Source organism: Antarctobacter sp. (genome assembly GCF_965277915.1).
Classification (GTDB): domain Bacteria; phylum Pseudomonadota; class Alphaproteobacteria; order Rhodobacterales; family Rhodobacteraceae; genus Antarctobacter.
On record NZ_OZ255849.1, the window covers coordinates 1082949 to 1098679 of the forward strand.

General features: G+C 64.1%; 15 protein-coding genes. 11 read left to right on the forward strand and 4 right to left on the reverse strand.

Annotation, left to right across the window (positions count from 1 at the left end):
• Positions 1 to 6 precede the first annotated feature (6 nt).
• The 3 genes from ACQY5B_RS06110 to ACQY5B_RS06120 all read right to left on the reverse strand — a co-directional run bounded on the left by ACQY5B_RS06110 (position 7) and on the right by ACQY5B_RS06120 (position 3147).
• Positions 7 to 2007, reverse strand: a complete 2001-nt coding sequence (locus ACQY5B_RS06110; RefSeq protein ID WP_305972212.1) for a sigma-54-dependent Fis family transcriptional regulator — start codon at positions 2005 to 2007, stop codon at positions 7 to 9.
• Positions 2008 to 2062: 55 nt separating this feature from the next.
• Complete coding sequence (locus ACQY5B_RS06115) at positions 2063 to 2185, reverse strand: hypothetical protein (protein ID WP_305972213.1); 123 nt, start codon at positions 2183 to 2185, stop codon at positions 2063 to 2065.
• 689 nt (positions 2186 to 2874) lie between these two features.
• The gene (locus ACQY5B_RS06120) at positions 2875 to 3147 is read right to left on the reverse strand and encodes a phospholipase D-like domain-containing protein (protein WP_420325945.1); all 273 of its coding nucleotides are present in this window, start codon (positions 3145 to 3147) and stop codon (positions 2875 to 2877) included.
• A gap of 50 nt (positions 3148 to 3197) precedes the next feature.
• Here ACQY5B_RS06120 and ACQY5B_RS06125 point away from each other — a divergent pair, with 50 nt between their 5' ends.
• From ACQY5B_RS06125 to ACQY5B_RS06135, 3 genes are read left to right on the forward strand one after another with little or no spacing between them, the layout of a single operon-like run.
• A complete protein-coding gene (locus ACQY5B_RS06125) occupies positions 3198 to 3482 on the forward strand; it encodes a hypothetical protein (protein ID WP_420325944.1) in 285 nt (94 codons plus the stop codon).
• Positions 3479 to 4609 (forward strand): WD40 repeat domain-containing protein, encoded by a 1131-nt coding sequence (locus ACQY5B_RS06130; protein ID WP_420325943.1) that lies wholly within the window; start codon positions 3479 to 3481, stop codon positions 4607 to 4609. The genes ACQY5B_RS06125 and ACQY5B_RS06130 overlap by 4 nt, the downstream gene beginning before the upstream one ends.
• A 30-nt stretch (positions 4610 to 4639) precedes the next feature.
• Complete coding sequence (locus ACQY5B_RS06135; RefSeq protein WP_305972217.1) at positions 4640 to 4819, forward strand: hypothetical protein; 180 nt, start codon at positions 4640 to 4642, stop codon at positions 4817 to 4819.
• 106 nt (positions 4820 to 4925) lie between these two features.
• Here the strand turns inward: ACQY5B_RS06135 and ACQY5B_RS06140 are convergent, their stop codons facing one another.
• Positions 4926 to 5882 carry a hypothetical protein gene (locus ACQY5B_RS06140; protein WP_420325942.1) on the reverse strand — a complete coding sequence of 319 codons (957 nt, stop codon included), beginning with the start codon at positions 5880 to 5882 and terminating at the stop codon, positions 4926 to 4928.
• A 98-nt stretch (positions 5883 to 5980) separates the two neighbouring features.
• Here ACQY5B_RS06140 and ACQY5B_RS06145 point away from each other — a divergent pair, with 98 nt between their 5' ends.
• From ACQY5B_RS06145 to ACQY5B_RS06180, 8 genes are all read left to right on the forward strand, one after another.
• Positions 5981 to 7237, forward strand: a complete 1257-nt coding sequence (locus tag ACQY5B_RS06145; RefSeq protein WP_420325941.1) for an RNA polymerase factor sigma-54 — start codon at positions 5981 to 5983, stop codon at positions 7235 to 7237.
• A 513-nt stretch (positions 7238 to 7750) separates the two neighbouring features.
• On the forward strand, positions 7751 to 9415 hold the full coding sequence (locus ACQY5B_RS06150; RefSeq protein ID WP_305972220.1) for an aromatic/alkene/methane monooxygenase hydroxylase/oxygenase subunit alpha: 1665 nt from the start codon (positions 7751 to 7753) through the stop codon (positions 9413 to 9415).
• Between the two features lie 87 nt (positions 9416 to 9502).
• Positions 9503 to 10561, forward strand: a complete 1059-nt coding sequence (locus tag ACQY5B_RS06155; RefSeq protein ID WP_305972221.1) for a 2Fe-2S iron-sulfur cluster-binding protein — start codon at positions 9503 to 9505, stop codon at positions 10559 to 10561.
• A 53-nt stretch (positions 10562 to 10614) separates the two neighbouring features.
• Positions 10615 to 11679: an aromatic/alkene monooxygenase hydroxylase subunit beta gene (locus ACQY5B_RS06160; protein ID WP_305972222.1), complete on the forward strand. Its 1065-nt coding sequence runs from the start codon at positions 10615 to 10617 to the stop codon at positions 11677 to 11679.
• A gap of 25 nt (positions 11680 to 11704) precedes the next feature.
• Complete coding sequence (locus ACQY5B_RS06165; RefSeq protein ID WP_305972223.1) at positions 11705 to 12079, forward strand: MmoB/DmpM family protein; 375 nt, start codon at positions 11705 to 11707, stop codon at positions 12077 to 12079.
• Between the two features lie 81 nt (positions 12080 to 12160).
• Complete coding sequence (locus tag ACQY5B_RS06170) at positions 12161 to 13183, forward strand: amidohydrolase family protein (RefSeq protein WP_420325940.1); 1023 nt, start codon at positions 12161 to 12163, stop codon at positions 13181 to 13183.
• A gap of 4 nt (positions 13184 to 13187) precedes the next feature.
• Positions 13188 to 13991, forward strand: coding sequence for an iron-sulfur cluster assembly protein (locus tag ACQY5B_RS06175; RefSeq protein WP_306043816.1), 804 nt, complete (start codon positions 13188 to 13190; stop codon positions 13989 to 13991).
• Positions 13992 to 14056: 65 nt separating this feature from the next.
• Positions 14057 to 15688, forward strand: coding sequence for a molecular chaperone GroEL (locus ACQY5B_RS06180; RefSeq protein ID WP_305972226.1), 1632 nt, complete (start codon positions 14057 to 14059; stop codon positions 15686 to 15688).
• Positions 15689 to 15731 lie beyond the last annotated feature (43 nt).

Here is a 15731-nt window from a genome sequence, read left to right on the forward strand (position 1 = left end):
GCCCGGTCAGTCGCGCGGAATGCCATATTGCTTGATCTTGCGATATAGCGTGGGGCGCGAGATGCCCAGTTGCTCGGCCACGCGGGTCAGGTTGCCCTTTTCCGCCTGGATGGCGCGCCGGATGGTCATCGCCTCCATGTTCTCGAGGTTGATGGGCGCCTCTTCAACGTCAACGTAGTGACTGAACCCAAGGCCGTCCGCCGGTTCGACGATTTCGGGTGGCAGATCGTTCAGCCCGACCTCTGGGCCGGATTTCAGCAGATAGAGCCGTTCCACGAGATTGCGCAGTTCACGCACGTTGCCGGGCCAGCGGTACTCCTTCAGCCGGTCCAGCACAGCCGGGGCCAAGGCCAGGCGCGGGCGCGAGAACCTTTCGGAAAAGACGTCGTTGAAATGGTCGATCAGCAAGGGAACGTCGCCGCTGCGCTGGCGCAGGGGGGGCACGTCGATCGCGACGATGCCAATGCGGTAGAACAGGTCGCGGCGGAACCGGCCCTGTTCCACGTCGCTGCGCAGGTTGCGGTTGGTCATCGCCACAAGCTGCACGTTGACCGGGCGGCGCTGGTCGTCGCCGATCCGGTAGACGGCGCGCTGCTCCAGGGCCCGCAGCAGGTAGGGTTGCAGTTCGACCGGCATGTCGCCGATCTCGTCAAGGCAAAGCACCCCGCCGTCGGCCTGTTCGAACTTGCCCGGCTTGCCGCCGCGCAGTGCCCCGGTAAAGGCGCCCTCGACATGGCCGAAAAGCTCGGCCCCGATCAGTTCCTTGGAGATCGCGGCGCAGTTGACGGTGACATAGGGGGCATTCCTGCGGTCGATCCGGTTGTGCACGAGGCGCGCAAAAAGCTCCTTGCCGACACCGGTTTCGCCCTGGATCAGGACCGTCACCCCGGCAGAGGCGGCACGTTCGGCCAGTTCGATCGCTTCCAGCATCTTGGGCGCGTTGCCTACGATCACGATCTCGTCCTCGTCGACATTGGCACGGGGCTTGATGCGCACGGCGACCGTATCCTGCGGCCGGATGGCGGTAGAGCGTTTCAGCGACAGGGCCGCACCGCGCAGGCTGCCGTCGTATTCCAGTCGGGTGATGCCGTCGGTTTCAATGTCGTGGGGCAGGGCGGCGCGGATGTCGCCCTCGGTCATGTTGGCACTGAGCGGCAGCAACTGGTGGCCGACCGCGAAATCGGGGCGCGGCAGGTGCAGCCGGTCGTCCAGACCGCGGCGGAACATGATGCGGCCTACCTTGTCCAGCAACAGGACGCTGGTATCCGGGCGGCTGGCGTCGGAGTTCAGGAAGGTTTCCAGCAGGCGCGTGCGTTCCTCGCGCTGCTGTTCGGCCAGGGCGATCTCGATCTCGCGCGCGGCGGCGACCACCAGCGCGATGTTGTGGCGGCGAAAGATGTCGGGCGGGCCGGACAGGTCCACCACCCCGATCACCGAACGGTCGAACGGATCGAAGATCGGAACCCCGGCGCAGGTCCAGGCCTGTACGCCCTGGCAGAAATGTTCGGCCGCGTGGACATAGGTCGGCTTGCCGGTCTTCAGCGCGGTGCCGATGCCGTTGGTGCCGATCACGTCCTCGTTCCAGACGCCGCCGATTTCCAGGTGGATGTTCTGCCCGGCATCCAGCACGTCGTGATCGCCGATGGCGTCGATGATCACGCCGTTGTTGTCGGTCAGGATCAGGATCACCTGCGCGCCGGCAAGATGTGGCTCCAGGCGGGCAAATGCTGCGCGGGCGGCCTGTCGCAGGCTGGCATTGCGACGGCGCAGCTTGCGCAGTTCCTCGTCGTGTTCGATCTTGCGTGACTGCAACCGCGTCGCATCGACGCCCTGGTTCATGCTGCGTTGCCAGGACTGGACGATCTCGCTGCGCACCTCGCCGGTCTCGGACTGGCCGGTGACATAGTTTTCCCAGGCTCGACGGGTTTCGCCCTCCGAGTACTCGGGGAACAGTCCGGCGTCATCGGTGCCACCATGTGTGGCCTTGAAATATCTAGGTCGCCCCATCGGTCACTCTGTCAGGGCCGGGCGCGGGTCTGCGCCGGCGGTGAAGGTTTGGCGGTCAGGCAAGCGGCACCCATTTTGGCCGGACTCGAACCGGGCTGGCGATGGCATCGTCGAACATGGCTCCTCTGGCGTCATGCTGATCGGGGCGTCGTTCGGCGCCCGTTGTATAGATGTCCATTTCCACGTCTCCCCGCACAAAAGATTACCATGTCATAAACATTTTGCATAGCGCCGCCCGGATGCCCCGGGGTGACGCCGGGGTCGTGGGGACCAATTGACACCGAAATGCCGTCGTTGCGTCAAGTCCCCGGTTGGTCGGTATCGTCTCTATCTCAGCAGGGGCGGCCGGCGCCGATCCCTTGCAAGTGGTTCATCCTAAAGGGCAGCCCCATCATGTGCGGGGAGCGATTTTTTGCCGGACCGACCAGAGAGACCGGGGAAGGACAGCCCGTGTCGGTCCTGCGCGCCGGGGCAGTGGCGTGGATTTGCCCAAAGCCCGGGACATGGGGCGGCACGGCTGAGACATAGGGGCGCAAATCCAGCCATCTCAGGTGCAACGATTCGCCGCACCGCGGCAGATTCGCGCTTCCCGGAGGGCCATCGCGGACAGCATCGAAACAGATTTTTACGAAGCCTTCCGGACAGTGTAACGAAGCTTTACAACTTTTCGCCCACTCGTCTACTTGTGTCCTAATAACTTGAATTTTCACATGTTTTTCTTGCGCCGCAAGTCGCGAAAGGTAGCATGGCGCGACCATGACACACCAAGCCCGACACCGCCCGAACCTGATCGCCAAGCCGCAATCTTCCGTCACCGGAACCGGCCGGATCCGTCCGGGGCAGCCCCGTCGAGGGGTGTATCTCAGATCAATTCATGCGCCCACCCGAAGGGGCGCCGGGCAACTGGTCCCAGATCGCCGACAGGTCCGTGGCCAGACGCCTGTGGGTTTCCGCCATCAGCCGGTCGCGCTGCTCGGCGGGCAGGTCGTCCAGACCCCGTCGTGCCGCGCGCAGGTCCTCCGGGGCGCCTGTCCGGGCGGCCTTGCGGGCGGTGGCGATGTAGCTGTCCTGCGGGTCCAGCGTCTGGGCCGCGACCTCTGCCAGGGTGGCGAAGAAACGGGTGTCGAAGGGGCTGATCATTCTGACGGGACCTCTCTGTTCCGGCTGGGCGGGCACTATAGGGGGCAGGCATGAGCGATCAACGGCGAAGCGTACAGGACATCCTGATGGAGCGTCTCGAGACGATCCAGGGGATCTCCGAGATCACCGCAGAGCATCTTCGGCTGACCCAGAAACAGAGCGGAATGCAGGTTCTGGACATGGCCGAGGACGACGAGGACCGGGGTGTTGCCCGCGAGATGGGGCGCACCGAGGGCGCGCTGGAAACCTGTGAAGAAAAGATCGACGCGCTCGAGCAACGTCTGGTCGAGCTGGACGAGGAACTCGAGGCCAAGGTCGAAGGAGGAGAGACATGATCGAGACGAAACCACCCCAGGCGCTCAGCCTGTTCGACCTGATCGGACGGGAATGGACGCTGTCCGCACCGGTGCGGCAGGTTGGGTTCAATGCCAGCGGCTCTGCCGTGGCCTGCCGGATGGAGGGGGGCGGGCTGGCGCTCTTGCCGATGGCGGATGCCGAGCATCCCGAAAAGCGTATCCGAATGGAATTCGACACCGGGCGGACGACCATCCGCCCGCGTGAGAACCCTGTGGCGCCCGCCGTGGCAGCCGATGTGTCACTGTCAGAGGCACCGGGATTCTGCGCGTTGGGTGAGCAGGGGTTTGCCGTTGTCGACCAGTCCGGCGCCCTGACACGGGTGACGGCGCGGGGACAGGTGGTCAAGCTGGCCCAGATCGGCGCCGCGCCGGTTACGGCGCTGTGCGCCGCGCCGGGGCAAGAGGCGGTCTGCGTTGCCCAAGGCGGGGCATTGGCGCTGCTAAGGGCCGAGGACATGACGCCCCTGGCAGAATGCGACCTGGGCGAACCCGTCACGCAGCTGGCCGTTTCCCTGGACGGAGAGCTGAGCGCCGCGCGCTGCGGCGAGCGGATCATCGTGCTCAAGACCGAGACGCTGGAGACCCGCGCCGAGATCGCCGCCAAGGGTACGCTGGACTGCCTCGCCTGGTCGCCGGACCGCAAGTGGATCGTCGCCGGATGCCGCGAGACATCCCTGGTGGTCGTCAATGTCCTGCGCGGCGAAGCGGACGTGATCGAGGGGTTCCCGGCGCCTGTCGGCTCTGCCGCCTTCAGCGACAAGGCCAACGTGCTGGTGGCCTCCGGCGCCTTTCGGGTGGTCGGTTGGCGCTGTCCGGACCTGCCGTTCGGCAAGTACGAGGGCGACCCCATCCACACCGGCAAGCCGGGTCTGACCCTGGTGGACCGCGTGGCCCCCAATCCGGCGCGCGACAGCTGTGCGGTGGGCTATGCCAACGGGTTGGTGACGCTTTGCCCGCTTGGCCAGCCGGACGAGTTGATGCTGGTCGAGGGCAAGGGCGCCCCGGTCACGGCAATGGATTGGTCGCCCGATGGCCAGCATCTGGCGTTGGGCTTTGCCGATGGTCGCGCGGCCATCCTGACCTTTCCCAAGGTCATGTTCAAGTAACTGACACGCAAAAGAAAACGGGAGGAAACCATGAAACTCGAACTGTCCAAGGAAGAGCAGAGCAAGGACCGTTATTTCTCGGAGATCGCCAAGATGGCCGAGGAAATGATGGACGAGCACGGCAAGGATTTCGCGATGGGCGCCTTTGTCCTCGCGGCGCGCTGGATTGCCGAGGGCAAGCTCGGCAAAACCGAGGAAAGCATGCACTGAGTCATGCGGCCCCATCAGGGGCTTGGCCCCGCGCCCTCGGTGGGCGGGGCCAAGGGTGCCGTTCTCGCCGCCAAGGCGGTGGATCAGGCAGCCGTGCGGACCCGCCCTAGTGGCGGGTCGCGCCACCGGCCGAAGGGGCGGGGGCGGGTTGTGAGAGGCTTTGTATCTGGTTGACGACGATCGCGCTCAGGGGGGCGGCGAGATCGGCCTGCGGGTCGTTCTCGGGCGGCTCTGTCGCGGCGCGTGTCAATGCCTCGACCAGGTCCGGCTTGATCAATTGGGCATAGGCGCAGAGTTCATGAATCCTGAAGGTCGCGAAATGCAGGCTGTTGTCATTGCCGAGATGGGCGCCGGCTTGGCGGTCGGTGCCGGGGGTGGCCAAGGCATTGCTGTGAACAGCGGCGCCGAGATTGGCCAGAACGTCCTTGCGCCAGCGCCCGTACTCGGTGTCTGGCGAGTAGTCCAATCCGATCTCGTAGAGTTTCTCGGTCAGCGCGCGAAAGGCCCGACCGCCCGCGATATGGCGGCGCCAGAAACTGCTGGCCTCTTCGACGGTGCGGCAGGCGATGAAACGTGCGGCCAGCTTGCGCCGCACCAGCAGAACCAGCAGCATGTCCACGTCTTCCGAGACAGAGCGCGCGATCTGCATCGCGGGCAGCGGCAGGTCGGTCAGCGCCAGCATCCTGAGCGCGGTCATCTGTTCGGTCAGGCGCGCGGTCAGGGCCGCAAGCCCGTGCCATTGCGCGGGGTCGAGGCCAGGCACCCCGTGCGCATGTCCGCGGCGGGCGGCTGCATGGGTTGCCTTTACCCAGATCAGGGACTGATCGTACAGAAACACCAGATCGACCTGCGCGCTGGTCGCCGTGTCGTCGAGACGGGGCAGGGCGCGGAACCCCGGCATTTGCCGGATCGCGTGGCGCCAGGCGCCGTCGAAATCCAGACCCCGCACCGACCACAGCTGGCGCGTCCGCGCCAGCAATTGCGGAGAGAGGCCGGGATAGGACATCTCGGGCGGGGCGCTGCCCAGTGCGGCGATATCGCCAAAGGGGAATTTCTGGGTCATGTCCGGGATTTCGCCGTTGTGGTTGTGGCCAGTCTAGGCGCGGGGGGGGCTTTGCGGCCAGAAAAATCCACGAGCGCCCTGCAAAAGGCGCGGGTGGCATGACGCCGGCGCTGGGACATGTCACGCGGCAGACGCAGACGTTTGTCCTGCATCAATCCATGGCACTGTTGCGGTTGACGGCGGCGGAAGTGACCGAACTGCTGACACAAGTGGCCGAGGTCAATCCGCATCTTCTGGTGCGCCGGCCAAGGCGGCGGTTCCTGGTCGGCCTCGGCGCCAGCGACGCGCTGGAGGCAACCCTTGCCGAAGGCGCGGGCAGCCTGATTGCCCATGTGCAAGCGGAATTGTCCGATCTCCTGTCGCGCGGCGGCCTGATGGCCCGGATCATCACCCTGTTGATGGAAGACCTTGAGCCCAGCGGATGGATCAAGGCCGATCTTGGCCGGATCGCGCGGGATCTTGGTATCCGCGAGGCCTTGGTCGAAGCGACCCTGAAGCTGGTGCAGGAGCGGGTTTCGCCCACCGGGTTGTTCGCGCGGGATCTGCGCGAGTGCCTATATCTGCAATTGACCGAACGGGGCGAGGTTTCGCCCGAGATGGAAGCGGTGCTTTCGCATCTGGACACCTTGCAGACCGGAGGGGCGGATGCGCTGGCCGACAAGGCGGGGCTTTCCACCGAGACCGTAAGCGCCTGCCTGGCGCAGATCCGCACGCTGGATCCGAAACCCGGTGCGCGGTTCGATGTGGACCCGGCCCTGACCCGCGAACCCGACGCGCGTGTGACGCGCGAGGACGGGGCCTGGAAGGTCCGGTTCAACCGTGACACGGAGCCCACCGTCGAAATCGCGGCCATTCCGCGGTCCGGGGACAACCCGGACCTAGCCGAGGCGTTGAAGCAGGCGCGCGGTCTGAAATTCGCTCTGCACCTGCGCCAGTCCGCGACCCGGCAGGTGATCGAGGCGCTGATCGCCCGTCAGACCGGATTTCTGGACCGCGGAGACGCCGCGCTGCGCCCCCTGACACAGGCCGACCTGGCAGAGGCGACGGGGTTTCACACCAGCACGGTCAGCCGTGTCATGAACGGCTACCTCATCGAGACCCCGCAGGGAGTGATCCCCGCGCGCACCCTTTGCCCCGGATCGGTTTCTCGGCTTAGCGGGGGCCATTGCAAGGCGCAGGTCCAGGCCCGCATCCGGGCGCTTGTCCAGGCAGAGAACCCGACCTCACCAATGTCGGACGCTGATCTTGCCCGGCAACTGCGCGATGAGGGCATCGCCGTCTCGCGCCGTGTCGCCGCGAAGTACCGGCAGGACTGCGGCATTGCCCGTGCTGCACTGCGGCGCAAACCGGCCTGAAAACACCCATCTTCCCATGAGCTTGCGCGTCATTGCCCAGTGGCAAGTGTAACGCCGTAGTACGGCCGTCCGTAATGTCCAGCGTTCACTGTAACGTCCTGGTGTAACGCTGCGTAACACTGTGACGTCCTGACGCAGTTTCCCAGGAAACAGACCTGGGGTGCCGAAGAAAAAATCAAAAAATAAAAACTAACAAAACCAGACGGATAATGGGGAAGTTTCTCTTTTTTCGCCCTTTCTGGCCCGGTCTGGAACGCCGCTTGCCTATTGGATTGGCACAACATGACGCCTCGCCCCGATGGCAGGCGCGCAAGAACGAAGGAGTGGAAGCCGCACCGCAGCAATTCCTCGCAGCCGGATACAGGCCGGAGGCGCTGACGGTGGGCCGGACTTTCCAACCTTTGCCGTGATCCGTGCCGGACGCTGTGTCGTCCGGCCAATGAACCGGCGACGCCTGTCGCCTGAAACAGCGGTCGGTCTACCGGCCGCAGAGCTTGAAAGGAGGCTCATGGCATGACTTTGACGTTGAACAAAATCACGTCTCAGCGTGGCATTTCGGTCGGGGAGGCCACCAAGAAGATCTCGGATCTCGGGTGGAACCCCACGTATGTCCAGGAAGCAAGCACCTTCCCCACGGACTACAAGATCACCAAGGCCCCGCGTGACCCGATGAAACAGGTCCTGCGTTCCTACTTCCCGATGGAAGAGGAAAAGGACAACCGCGTCTATGGCGCACTTGATGCCGCCCTGCGCGGTGACATGTTCCGCAACGTGGAGCCGCGCTGGATCGAGTGGATGAAGCTCTTCCTGGCCATCATCCCCTTCCCGGAAATCTCGGCCGCGCGTTCGATGGCGATGGTCGCACGCCTGTCGCCGGGCGAGGATCTGCGCACCGGCTTTACCATGCAGATGGTCGATGAATTCCGTCACTCCACGATTCAGATGAACCTGAAGAAGTGGTACATGGAGAACTACATCGACCCGGCGGGCTTCGACATCACCGAAGAGGCCTTTGGCAAGTGCTACGCCACCACCATCGGCCGCCAGTTCGGCGAAGGGTTCATCACGGGCGACACGATGACCGCCGCCTGCATGTACCTGACGGTGGTTGCCGAGACCGCCTTCACCAACACGCTCTTCGTGGCCATGCCTTCTGAAGCGGCGCGGAATGGCGACTATGCGCTGCCGACCGTGTTCCTGTCGGTGCAGTCGGACGAAAGCCGCCACATCGGCAACGGTCACTCGCTGCTGATGGCCGCGCTGAAAGAGCCGGAGAACCACCTGCTTCTGGAACGCGACCTGCGCTACGCCTTCTGGCAGAACCATGCCATCGTGGACGCCGCCATCGGGACCTTTATCGAGTACGGCACCACCAACCGCGACAAGGAAAAGGAATCCTACGCGGAGATGTGGCACCGGTGGATCTTTGAAGACTACTACCGGACCTACATGCTGCCGCTTGAAAAGTACGGCGTGAAAATCCACCACGACGACGTTCAGGAAGCCTGGAAGCGGATCACCGAAAAGAACTACGTCCACAAGGTCGCCCAGTTCTTCACCGTCGGCTGGCCCGTCAACTTCTGGCGGATCGAGGCCCAGACCGAGAAGGACTTCGAGTGGTTCGAGCACAAGTACCCGGGCTGGTATGCCGAATTCGGTGAATTCTGGAAGTGGCACGCGAAACTGAGCACGCCGGGCGAGAAGGTCATCACCTTCAACGAGGACGTGGGCTACGTCTATCCGCACCGCTGCTGGTCCTGCCTCGTGCCCTGCCTGATCCGCGAGGACATGGTCGTCGACGAGATCGACGGGCAGCTGCACACCTTCGCCCACGAGCTGGATCGCTGGACCGCCGTCGAGGCCTTCGCGGACGAGTACCAGGGCCGGCCGACCCCGGCGATGGGCAAGTTCTCGGGCAAGCGCGAATGGGAGTCGATGTACGACGGCTGGGACCTGGCCGACGCCATCAAGGACCTCAACTTCGTCCGCGAAGACGGCGAGACGCTGGTGCCGCAGCCGCACCTGCGGTTCGACGACAAGGACATGTGGAAGCTGGAGCACGTCCGCGGCAACACCCTTGCTTCGCCGCTCAACGCTCTGCGCGCCATGTCGCCGGCCGAGCGTGAGGCCCACATCGCGGAATACCGCGCGGGCTTCACCATCAATCCCTGCAACTGACGCAGAAAACCGGGAAGGCCGTGCGCGGCCTTCCCCACCAGACCCGACGCCCGGACGGGGCGTGAGAAGGATCAGGGAGAAGAAAAGATGACGGACGTCCACACAGTCCGACTGGAACCGGTTGGCGTGGAATTCGAGGTCGAGGAGAACGAGACCATCCTCGACGCCGCATTCCGCCAGGGCATTGCCCTGCCGCACGGTTGCAAGGAAGGGCAGTGCTCGGCCTGCAAATGCGTCCAGTTGGACGGCGAAACCGAGATGCTGAAATATTCGACCTTCGCGCTCAACGACATGGAAAAGGACAGCGGCCACGTCCTCATGTGCCGCACCCTGGCCTGGAGCGACGTCGAGATCGAACTGCTCAACTACGACGAGGAGGTGCTGTCGAAGTCCATCCCGGTCAAGCAGTTCAGCGGCAAGATCACCGGCTTTGAAAAGCTGACCCACGACATTCGTGGCGTCCAGATCGAACTGGATGCGCCTTTGAAATTCTGGGCGGGCCAATATGTCGACATCACGGTCAGGACGGAAGCGGGGGAGGAGATTACACGTTCGTTCTCCATGGCAAATCCGCCGAGCGAAACCCAAAAACTCTCCTTCATCATCAAGAAATACCCCGACGGACGGTTCTCGAACGAACTCGACGACGGAGGAATCAAGGCCGGAGCCGAAGTCTCCGTCGAAGGACCCTACGGGATGTGCTTCCGACGCGAAGAACGGGAAGGACCCGTAGTGCTGGTTGGTGCCGGATCCGGCATGTCGCCGGTCTGGTCGATCCTGAATGACCACCTGACCAGCGGCGAGGACCGCCCGGTCTACTTCTTCTACGGTGCCCGGTCGCAGTCCGACCTGTTCAAGCTGGACGAGATCGGTGCCCTGACGGACGCGCATCCTGGTGTCGAATTCATCCCCGTGCTCAGCCACGAGGAAGAGGGCAACGGCTGGGCCGGCGAGCGCGGCTTTGTCCACGAATGCGTCGACCGGCGGTTGAAGGAACTGGGGATCGACGGCGAAGGCGACGTCTACGCCTGTGGTCCGCCACCGATGATCGACGCGCTGACACCGGTCCTGTTCATGCACGACTTCGATACGGACCGCATCTTCTACGACAAGTTCACGCCCACTTCCGGTTCTTCGGGCCACTGATACCGGCCCGAACGCAAGTGACGCGAACGTAAAACCAGACAAGGGAGGCTACTATGGTAGCAACATCAAGCTCGGTGGGATCCGGGGCAGCAGGCGCGGCCGTCTTCGTCGGCTCGAAGAGCCGCAAGTACAACTACTTCGAGCCGCGCGGCAAGCGGGCGACCCACTACGAGGACGTCACCGTCGACGTCCAGCCCGATCCCGAACGCTACCTGATCCAGAACTGGATCATCGAGTTCGAGGGCGGCAAGGGCGGCGGCGCCTACCAGAAGGACAACACCGCCGCGCTGTCGTCGAACTGGCACGCCTTCCGCGCGCCGGACCAGGAGTGGGAACGCACCCACTACCAGCGCCAGGCCAAGATCGAGACGATGGTGCAGAGCGTCATCTCGAACGCCCGCAAGGCCGGCGCGCCTGCGGCCTTCGACAAGGTCTGGACCAAGATCCTGCAAAAGCATCTGGGCGCGTGGAAACATGCGGAATTCGGCCTTGGCACCTCGCTCATGCAGGCGCAGCGCTACGGCTACACCCAGATGATCAACAACGCCACGTTGACCAACTCGTCCTACAAGATGCGCCTGTCCCAGGACATCACCCTGTACCTGGCCGAGATCGGCATGGACATCGAGGGCTGGGACGACACGCTCGGCAAGCAGGCCTGGCTGGAGGACCCGATCTGGCAGCCCTGCCGCGAGGCGATCGAGACGATCATGGGCTGCGAGGACTACCTCGAACAGTATTTCGCCATCAACATCGTCTTTGAACCGCTGGTGGGCGAACTGTTCCGCTCGGGCTTCCTGATGCAGGCGGCGGCGGCGAACAACGACTTCATCACGCCCCCGGTGATCTCGGCGGCCGAGGCCGACTACGAGCGCAACCTCGCGAACACGGTCGACCTGATCTACCTGCTGGCCAACGACGAACAGCACGGTGCCCACAACAAGGCGCTGTTCCAGTCCTGGCTGAACAAGCATGGCGACCTGGCCGACAAGGCCGCCTCCGCGCTGCAGCCGATCTGGTCGCAACCGCATTCCAAGCCCGTCTCGTTCGAGGATGTGAAGGCCGTGTCGCATGAGCGCATCAGCCAGATCCTCGGGGAACTCGGCCTCAGCCGCTAATCGCAACACAAGAAGGAAAAGACTGATGTCAAACGTAGCGCGTGACGCGACCAAGCAGAACATCTTCAAGTCGATGAAGGACATCGACCTGACCTCGCGCGAGGTCTCGCACCAGTGCGGCGTCACCATGAACGACAGTGTCGAGGCCAGGGCCATCGCCGAGTTCATGGAAGAGAACGACCCCAAGGTCACGATCACCTACAACCCGGCGACCATCCGGATCGACGGCGAAGGCAAGCTGATCTTCAAGATGAGCGAGATCACCGAGTTCCTGGGCCGCGAGATGACCGCCGAGACCTTCGAGGTCAACACCTCCACCCACTATGGCCGGATGGTCCGGGTCGATGACGACACCGTCATCCTCTTCGGCGACATGAACGAGGTCATGGAATACATCTGAGGGCTTGCCAGCCCCACGGGGGGCCGGGCGCACCGGCCCCCTCATCCCCAGCCAAACCGACAGAATTCCAGGGAGGATCTCATGTACAAGACACCGGACGGCAAGGAAATCTTCGTTCTCGACGGCCACACCCATTTCTGGGACGGCAGCCCCGAGAACCAGGCCAACGTGCATGGCAAGCAATTCATCGAGTGTTTCTACGCCTACCACACCAACCTCAGCCCGCAGGAAGAACTGTGGGAAAAGGCGCGGTTCGAGAAATACTCCGAGGACGACATCTATCGCGATCTCTTTGTCGACGGGCCGGATGACATGGCGATCATCCAGACGACCGTTCTGAGGGATTTCTACAAGAACGGGTTCGGCTGCCTCGAACGGTCGACCGAGATGGCCAAGCGGCATCCCGAACGCTTTATCGTCAATGGCAGCTTCGACCCGCGCGATGGCGAAAAGGCGCTGGAATACATCCACTGGATGAAAGAGAACTTCGATATCCAGGGCGTCAAGATGTACACGGCGGAATGGAACGGCGACAGCAAGGGCTGGGCGCTGAACGATCCGGCCGCCTACAAGTGCTTTGAGCTGTGCGAGAAGCTGGGCATCAAGAACATCCACGTCCACAAGGGCCCGACCATCATCCCGCTGTCCAAGGACGCGTTCAACGTCGATGACGTGGATTATGCGGCGACCGACTTCCAGAACCTGAACTGGATCGTGGAACACTGCGGCCTGCCGCGCCTGGACGATTTCTGCTGGATCGCCGTGCAGGAAACCAACGTCTATGCCGGTCTCGCCGTGGCGCTGCCCTTCATCCATGCCCGCCCGCGCTATTTCGCCGAGGTCATGGCAGAGCTGCTGTTCTGGGTCGGCGAGGACAAGATCCTGTTCGGCTCGGACTACGCTATCTGGACGCCGAACTGGCTGGTCGAGAAGTTCTGGAACTTCCAGATCCCCGACGACATCGCCGAAGAACGCGGCGTGCAGCTGACCGACGAGATCAAGGAAAAGATCCTGGGTCTGAACGCGGCGCGGCTTTATGGCATCGACGTCGAGGCCAAGAAGCGGCAGCTCGCCGGCGCCCCGGTCCAGATCGCGGCGGAGTAAGGCCATGCTGACGGACATCATCAAGGCGGACCTCGAGTGCGAGCTCTGGGAAAGCCTTGAGGCGGTGACCGATCCGGAGCTCGACGAACCCATCACCGACATGGGATTCGTCGAGCGTGCCGAGGTCATCGGCTCCAAGCGCGTCGAGGTCGAGTTTCGCCTGCCCACCTACTGGTGCTCGCCCAACTTTGCCTTCCTCATGGCCTTCGGGATCCGCGCAGAGGTCTGCGCGCTGCCCTGGGTGCAGGAGGTGCAGGTCACGCTGAACGACCATTGCTTTGGCGACGAGGTCAACGAGGGTGTGAACAGCGGCAAGCCGTTCGAAGAGGTCTTTGCGCAATACTGCGACGGGGCCAACCTGGCCGAGGTGGTCGACACCTTCCGCGCCAAGGCTTTTGACCGGCGGCAAGAGGTCATGCTGCTGGCGTTGCAGGCCCAGGGGTTGACCGAGGCGGAGATCGTCTCGCTGACACTGGCTGGCTTCGATCGCATCACCATGCATGGCGAAGAGGAAGAGCGGCAGAAGCCGCGCTATCGCGACCTGCTGCTTGACCAGGGATTGGCGGAAAACCCGGAGGATCTGGCTTTTCCGACCTGGGAAGGGCAGGCCATCGAGGCGCAGGAACTGGCGACGCATCTGGTGCGGCTGAAAGGCACGCGGATCAACATGGAATTCAACGGCGCGCTGTGCCGTGGACTGGCATCGACCCGCTACAAGGAGGTCGAGATCGGCCCCGAGGGACCGACGCTGGTGGATTTCATCGCGGGCCGCGTGCCGCCGCGAGAGGAACACGCCACCCGGCGCTGACCGACTGACAACCAAGAGAAATCAGGGAGACGCCCACGGAGCCCCGTGCGGCGAAGGAGGAAGACATGGCCAAATTGCTTGTACACGGAAACTTTGCCCGCAAGGCGCTGGCACGCGGTGTTGCGCGGCTGGCGGCGGCGGTGGAGCCGACACTGGGACCGAAGGGTTTGAACGCGATGGTGGATCGCCCCGTGGGCACCCCGCTGATCACCCGCGACGGGGTGTCGATCGCATCCGAGATCGAGCTGACCGACCGTTTCGAGAACATGGGCGCTCAGGTCGTGCGCGAGGTATCGATGCAGACCAACGAGGTCGCCGGCGACGGCACCACCACCGCCATCGTGCTGGCCAATGCGCTGATCCAGAAGGGCGTGGCGTCGACGGACAGTGGCGTCAAGCCGGTCGATCTGTGCAAGGGCATCGACATGGCGGTCAGCCGCATCGTGGCCGAGATCGACGAGACCTCGCGCGATTGCGAGGATCACCCCGAGTACCTGGAGGCCGTGGCGCGCGTCTCCGCCACCGATCCCGAACTTGGGAACCTGGTGGCCGAGGCCTGGCGCCGGGTGGGCCGCGAGGGCGTCATCTCGGCCGATTTCGGCGTCACCATCGACACCACCATGGAAGTCATGGAAGGCATGTCCTTCGAGCGCGGCTACATCTCGCACCACATGGTCACCGACCGTGAGCACATGGAGGCGGTGCTGCGTAACCCGCTGATCCTGATGACGGATCAGAAGATCCTTCAGCCGTCGATCCTGGACAAGGCGATCGAGATTGCCGAGGGCGAGGGTCGCCCGCTGGCCATCATCGCCGAGGAGATCGCGCCCGAGGTGGTCATCCGCCTGCTGGAAAACGGCGGCGCGGGCAAGTTCCTGATCGTGCACCCGCCGGAATACGGCCACTGGCGCACCGCGATGATGGATGATCTTGCCATCATCACCGGCGGCGAGGTGCTGTCGCGCGACCTGGGCAAGAAGCTGGAGAACGTGACCCTGGCGCAGTTGGGCGGGGCGGAAATGGTGCGCTCGAGCTCCTCGTCGACCAGCGTCCTGCGGGGCGAAGGCGATCACGACGCCGTCGTCGCCCGCCGCAACCAGGTGCAGCGCATGTACGAGGTGGCGCCGCCGAACATCGAGCAGGACAAGCTTCGCGAGCGGCTGGCCAAGCTCTCGGGTGGCAGCGCGATCATCTATGCGGGCGGCTTCACCCCGGTCGAGCAGAAACGCAAGATCCAGCTGATCGAGGATGCGCTCTGTGCCGTGCGCGCAGCGGCCGAGGACGGTGTTGTCGCCGGGGGTGGGACCGCGCTGGCGCAGGCGGCGCCGGTGCTCGAGAACCTCTCGGCGATCGGGGACATCGGCAAGGGGATCGAGCTGGTCCGTTCCGTCCTGACGCAGCCCGTTCGGCGCATCGCGACAAACGCCGGGGCCGATCCTGACGCCGTGGCCGAGACGGTGGCCGGGGCCGAAAAGGGACATGGCTACGACGCGGCGACCGGCGCCTTCGGTGACATGTACGAGGCGGGGATCATCGATCCGGCGCGCGTTCCGGCCTCTGCGCTGGTCAACGCCGCCTCTGTCGCGACCCTGATCCTGACCACAGAGACCCTGGTGGGCGATCTGGACGAAGGCGAGGCCGACCCGACCGAGGGCCCGGCCCTTGGCGGCGGCGCCGAGCTGCTGGGTCGTCCCTAACCCCGTCACGCGGCGCGACGGGTACGGACCCGCCGCGCCGCCA

Excerpts from the sequence above, each read along its gene's own strand:
- ACQY5B_RS06110 (WP_305972212.1), bottom strand. The coding sequence starts at position 2,007 with ATGGGGCGACCTAGATATTTCAAGGCCACACATGGTGGCACCGATGAC.
- ACQY5B_RS06115 (WP_305972213.1), bottom strand. The coding sequence starts at position 2,185 with ATGGACATCTATACAACGGGCGCCGAACGACGCCCCGATCAGCATGAC.
- ACQY5B_RS06120 (WP_420325945.1), bottom strand. The coding sequence starts at position 3,147 with ATGATCAGCCCCTTCGACACCCGTTTCTTCGCCACCCTGGCAGAGGTC.
- ACQY5B_RS06125 (WP_420325944.1), top strand. The coding sequence starts at position 3,198 with ATGAGCGATCAACGGCGAAGCGTACAGGACATCCTGATGGAGCGTCTC.
- ACQY5B_RS06130 (WP_420325943.1), top strand. The coding sequence starts at position 3,479 with ATGATCGAGACGAAACCACCCCAGGCGCTCAGCCTGTTCGACCTGATC.
- ACQY5B_RS06135 (WP_305972217.1), top strand. The coding sequence starts at position 4,640 with ATGAAACTCGAACTGTCCAAGGAAGAGCAGAGCAAGGACCGTTATTTC.
- ACQY5B_RS06140 (WP_420325942.1), bottom strand. The coding sequence starts at position 5,882 with ATGACCCAGAAATTCCCCTTTGGCGATATCGCCGCACTGGGCAGCGCC.
- ACQY5B_RS06145 (WP_420325941.1), top strand. The coding sequence starts at position 5,981 with ATGACGCCGGCGCTGGGACATGTCACGCGGCAGACGCAGACGTTTGTC.
- ACQY5B_RS06150 (WP_305972220.1), top strand. The coding sequence starts at position 7,751 with ATGACTTTGACGTTGAACAAAATCACGTCTCAGCGTGGCATTTCGGTC.
- ACQY5B_RS06155 (WP_305972221.1), top strand. The coding sequence starts at position 9,503 with ATGACGGACGTCCACACAGTCCGACTGGAACCGGTTGGCGTGGAATTC.
- ACQY5B_RS06160 (WP_305972222.1), top strand. The coding sequence starts at position 10,615 with ATGGTAGCAACATCAAGCTCGGTGGGATCCGGGGCAGCAGGCGCGGCC.
- ACQY5B_RS06165 (WP_305972223.1), top strand. The coding sequence starts at position 11,705 with ATGTCAAACGTAGCGCGTGACGCGACCAAGCAGAACATCTTCAAGTCG.
- ACQY5B_RS06170 (WP_420325940.1), top strand. The coding sequence starts at position 12,161 with ATGTACAAGACACCGGACGGCAAGGAAATCTTCGTTCTCGACGGCCAC.
- ACQY5B_RS06175 (WP_306043816.1), top strand. The coding sequence starts at position 13,188 with ATGCTGACGGACATCATCAAGGCGGACCTCGAGTGCGAGCTCTGGGAA.
- ACQY5B_RS06180 (WP_305972226.1), top strand. The coding sequence starts at position 14,057 with ATGGCCAAATTGCTTGTACACGGAAACTTTGCCCGCAAGGCGCTGGCA.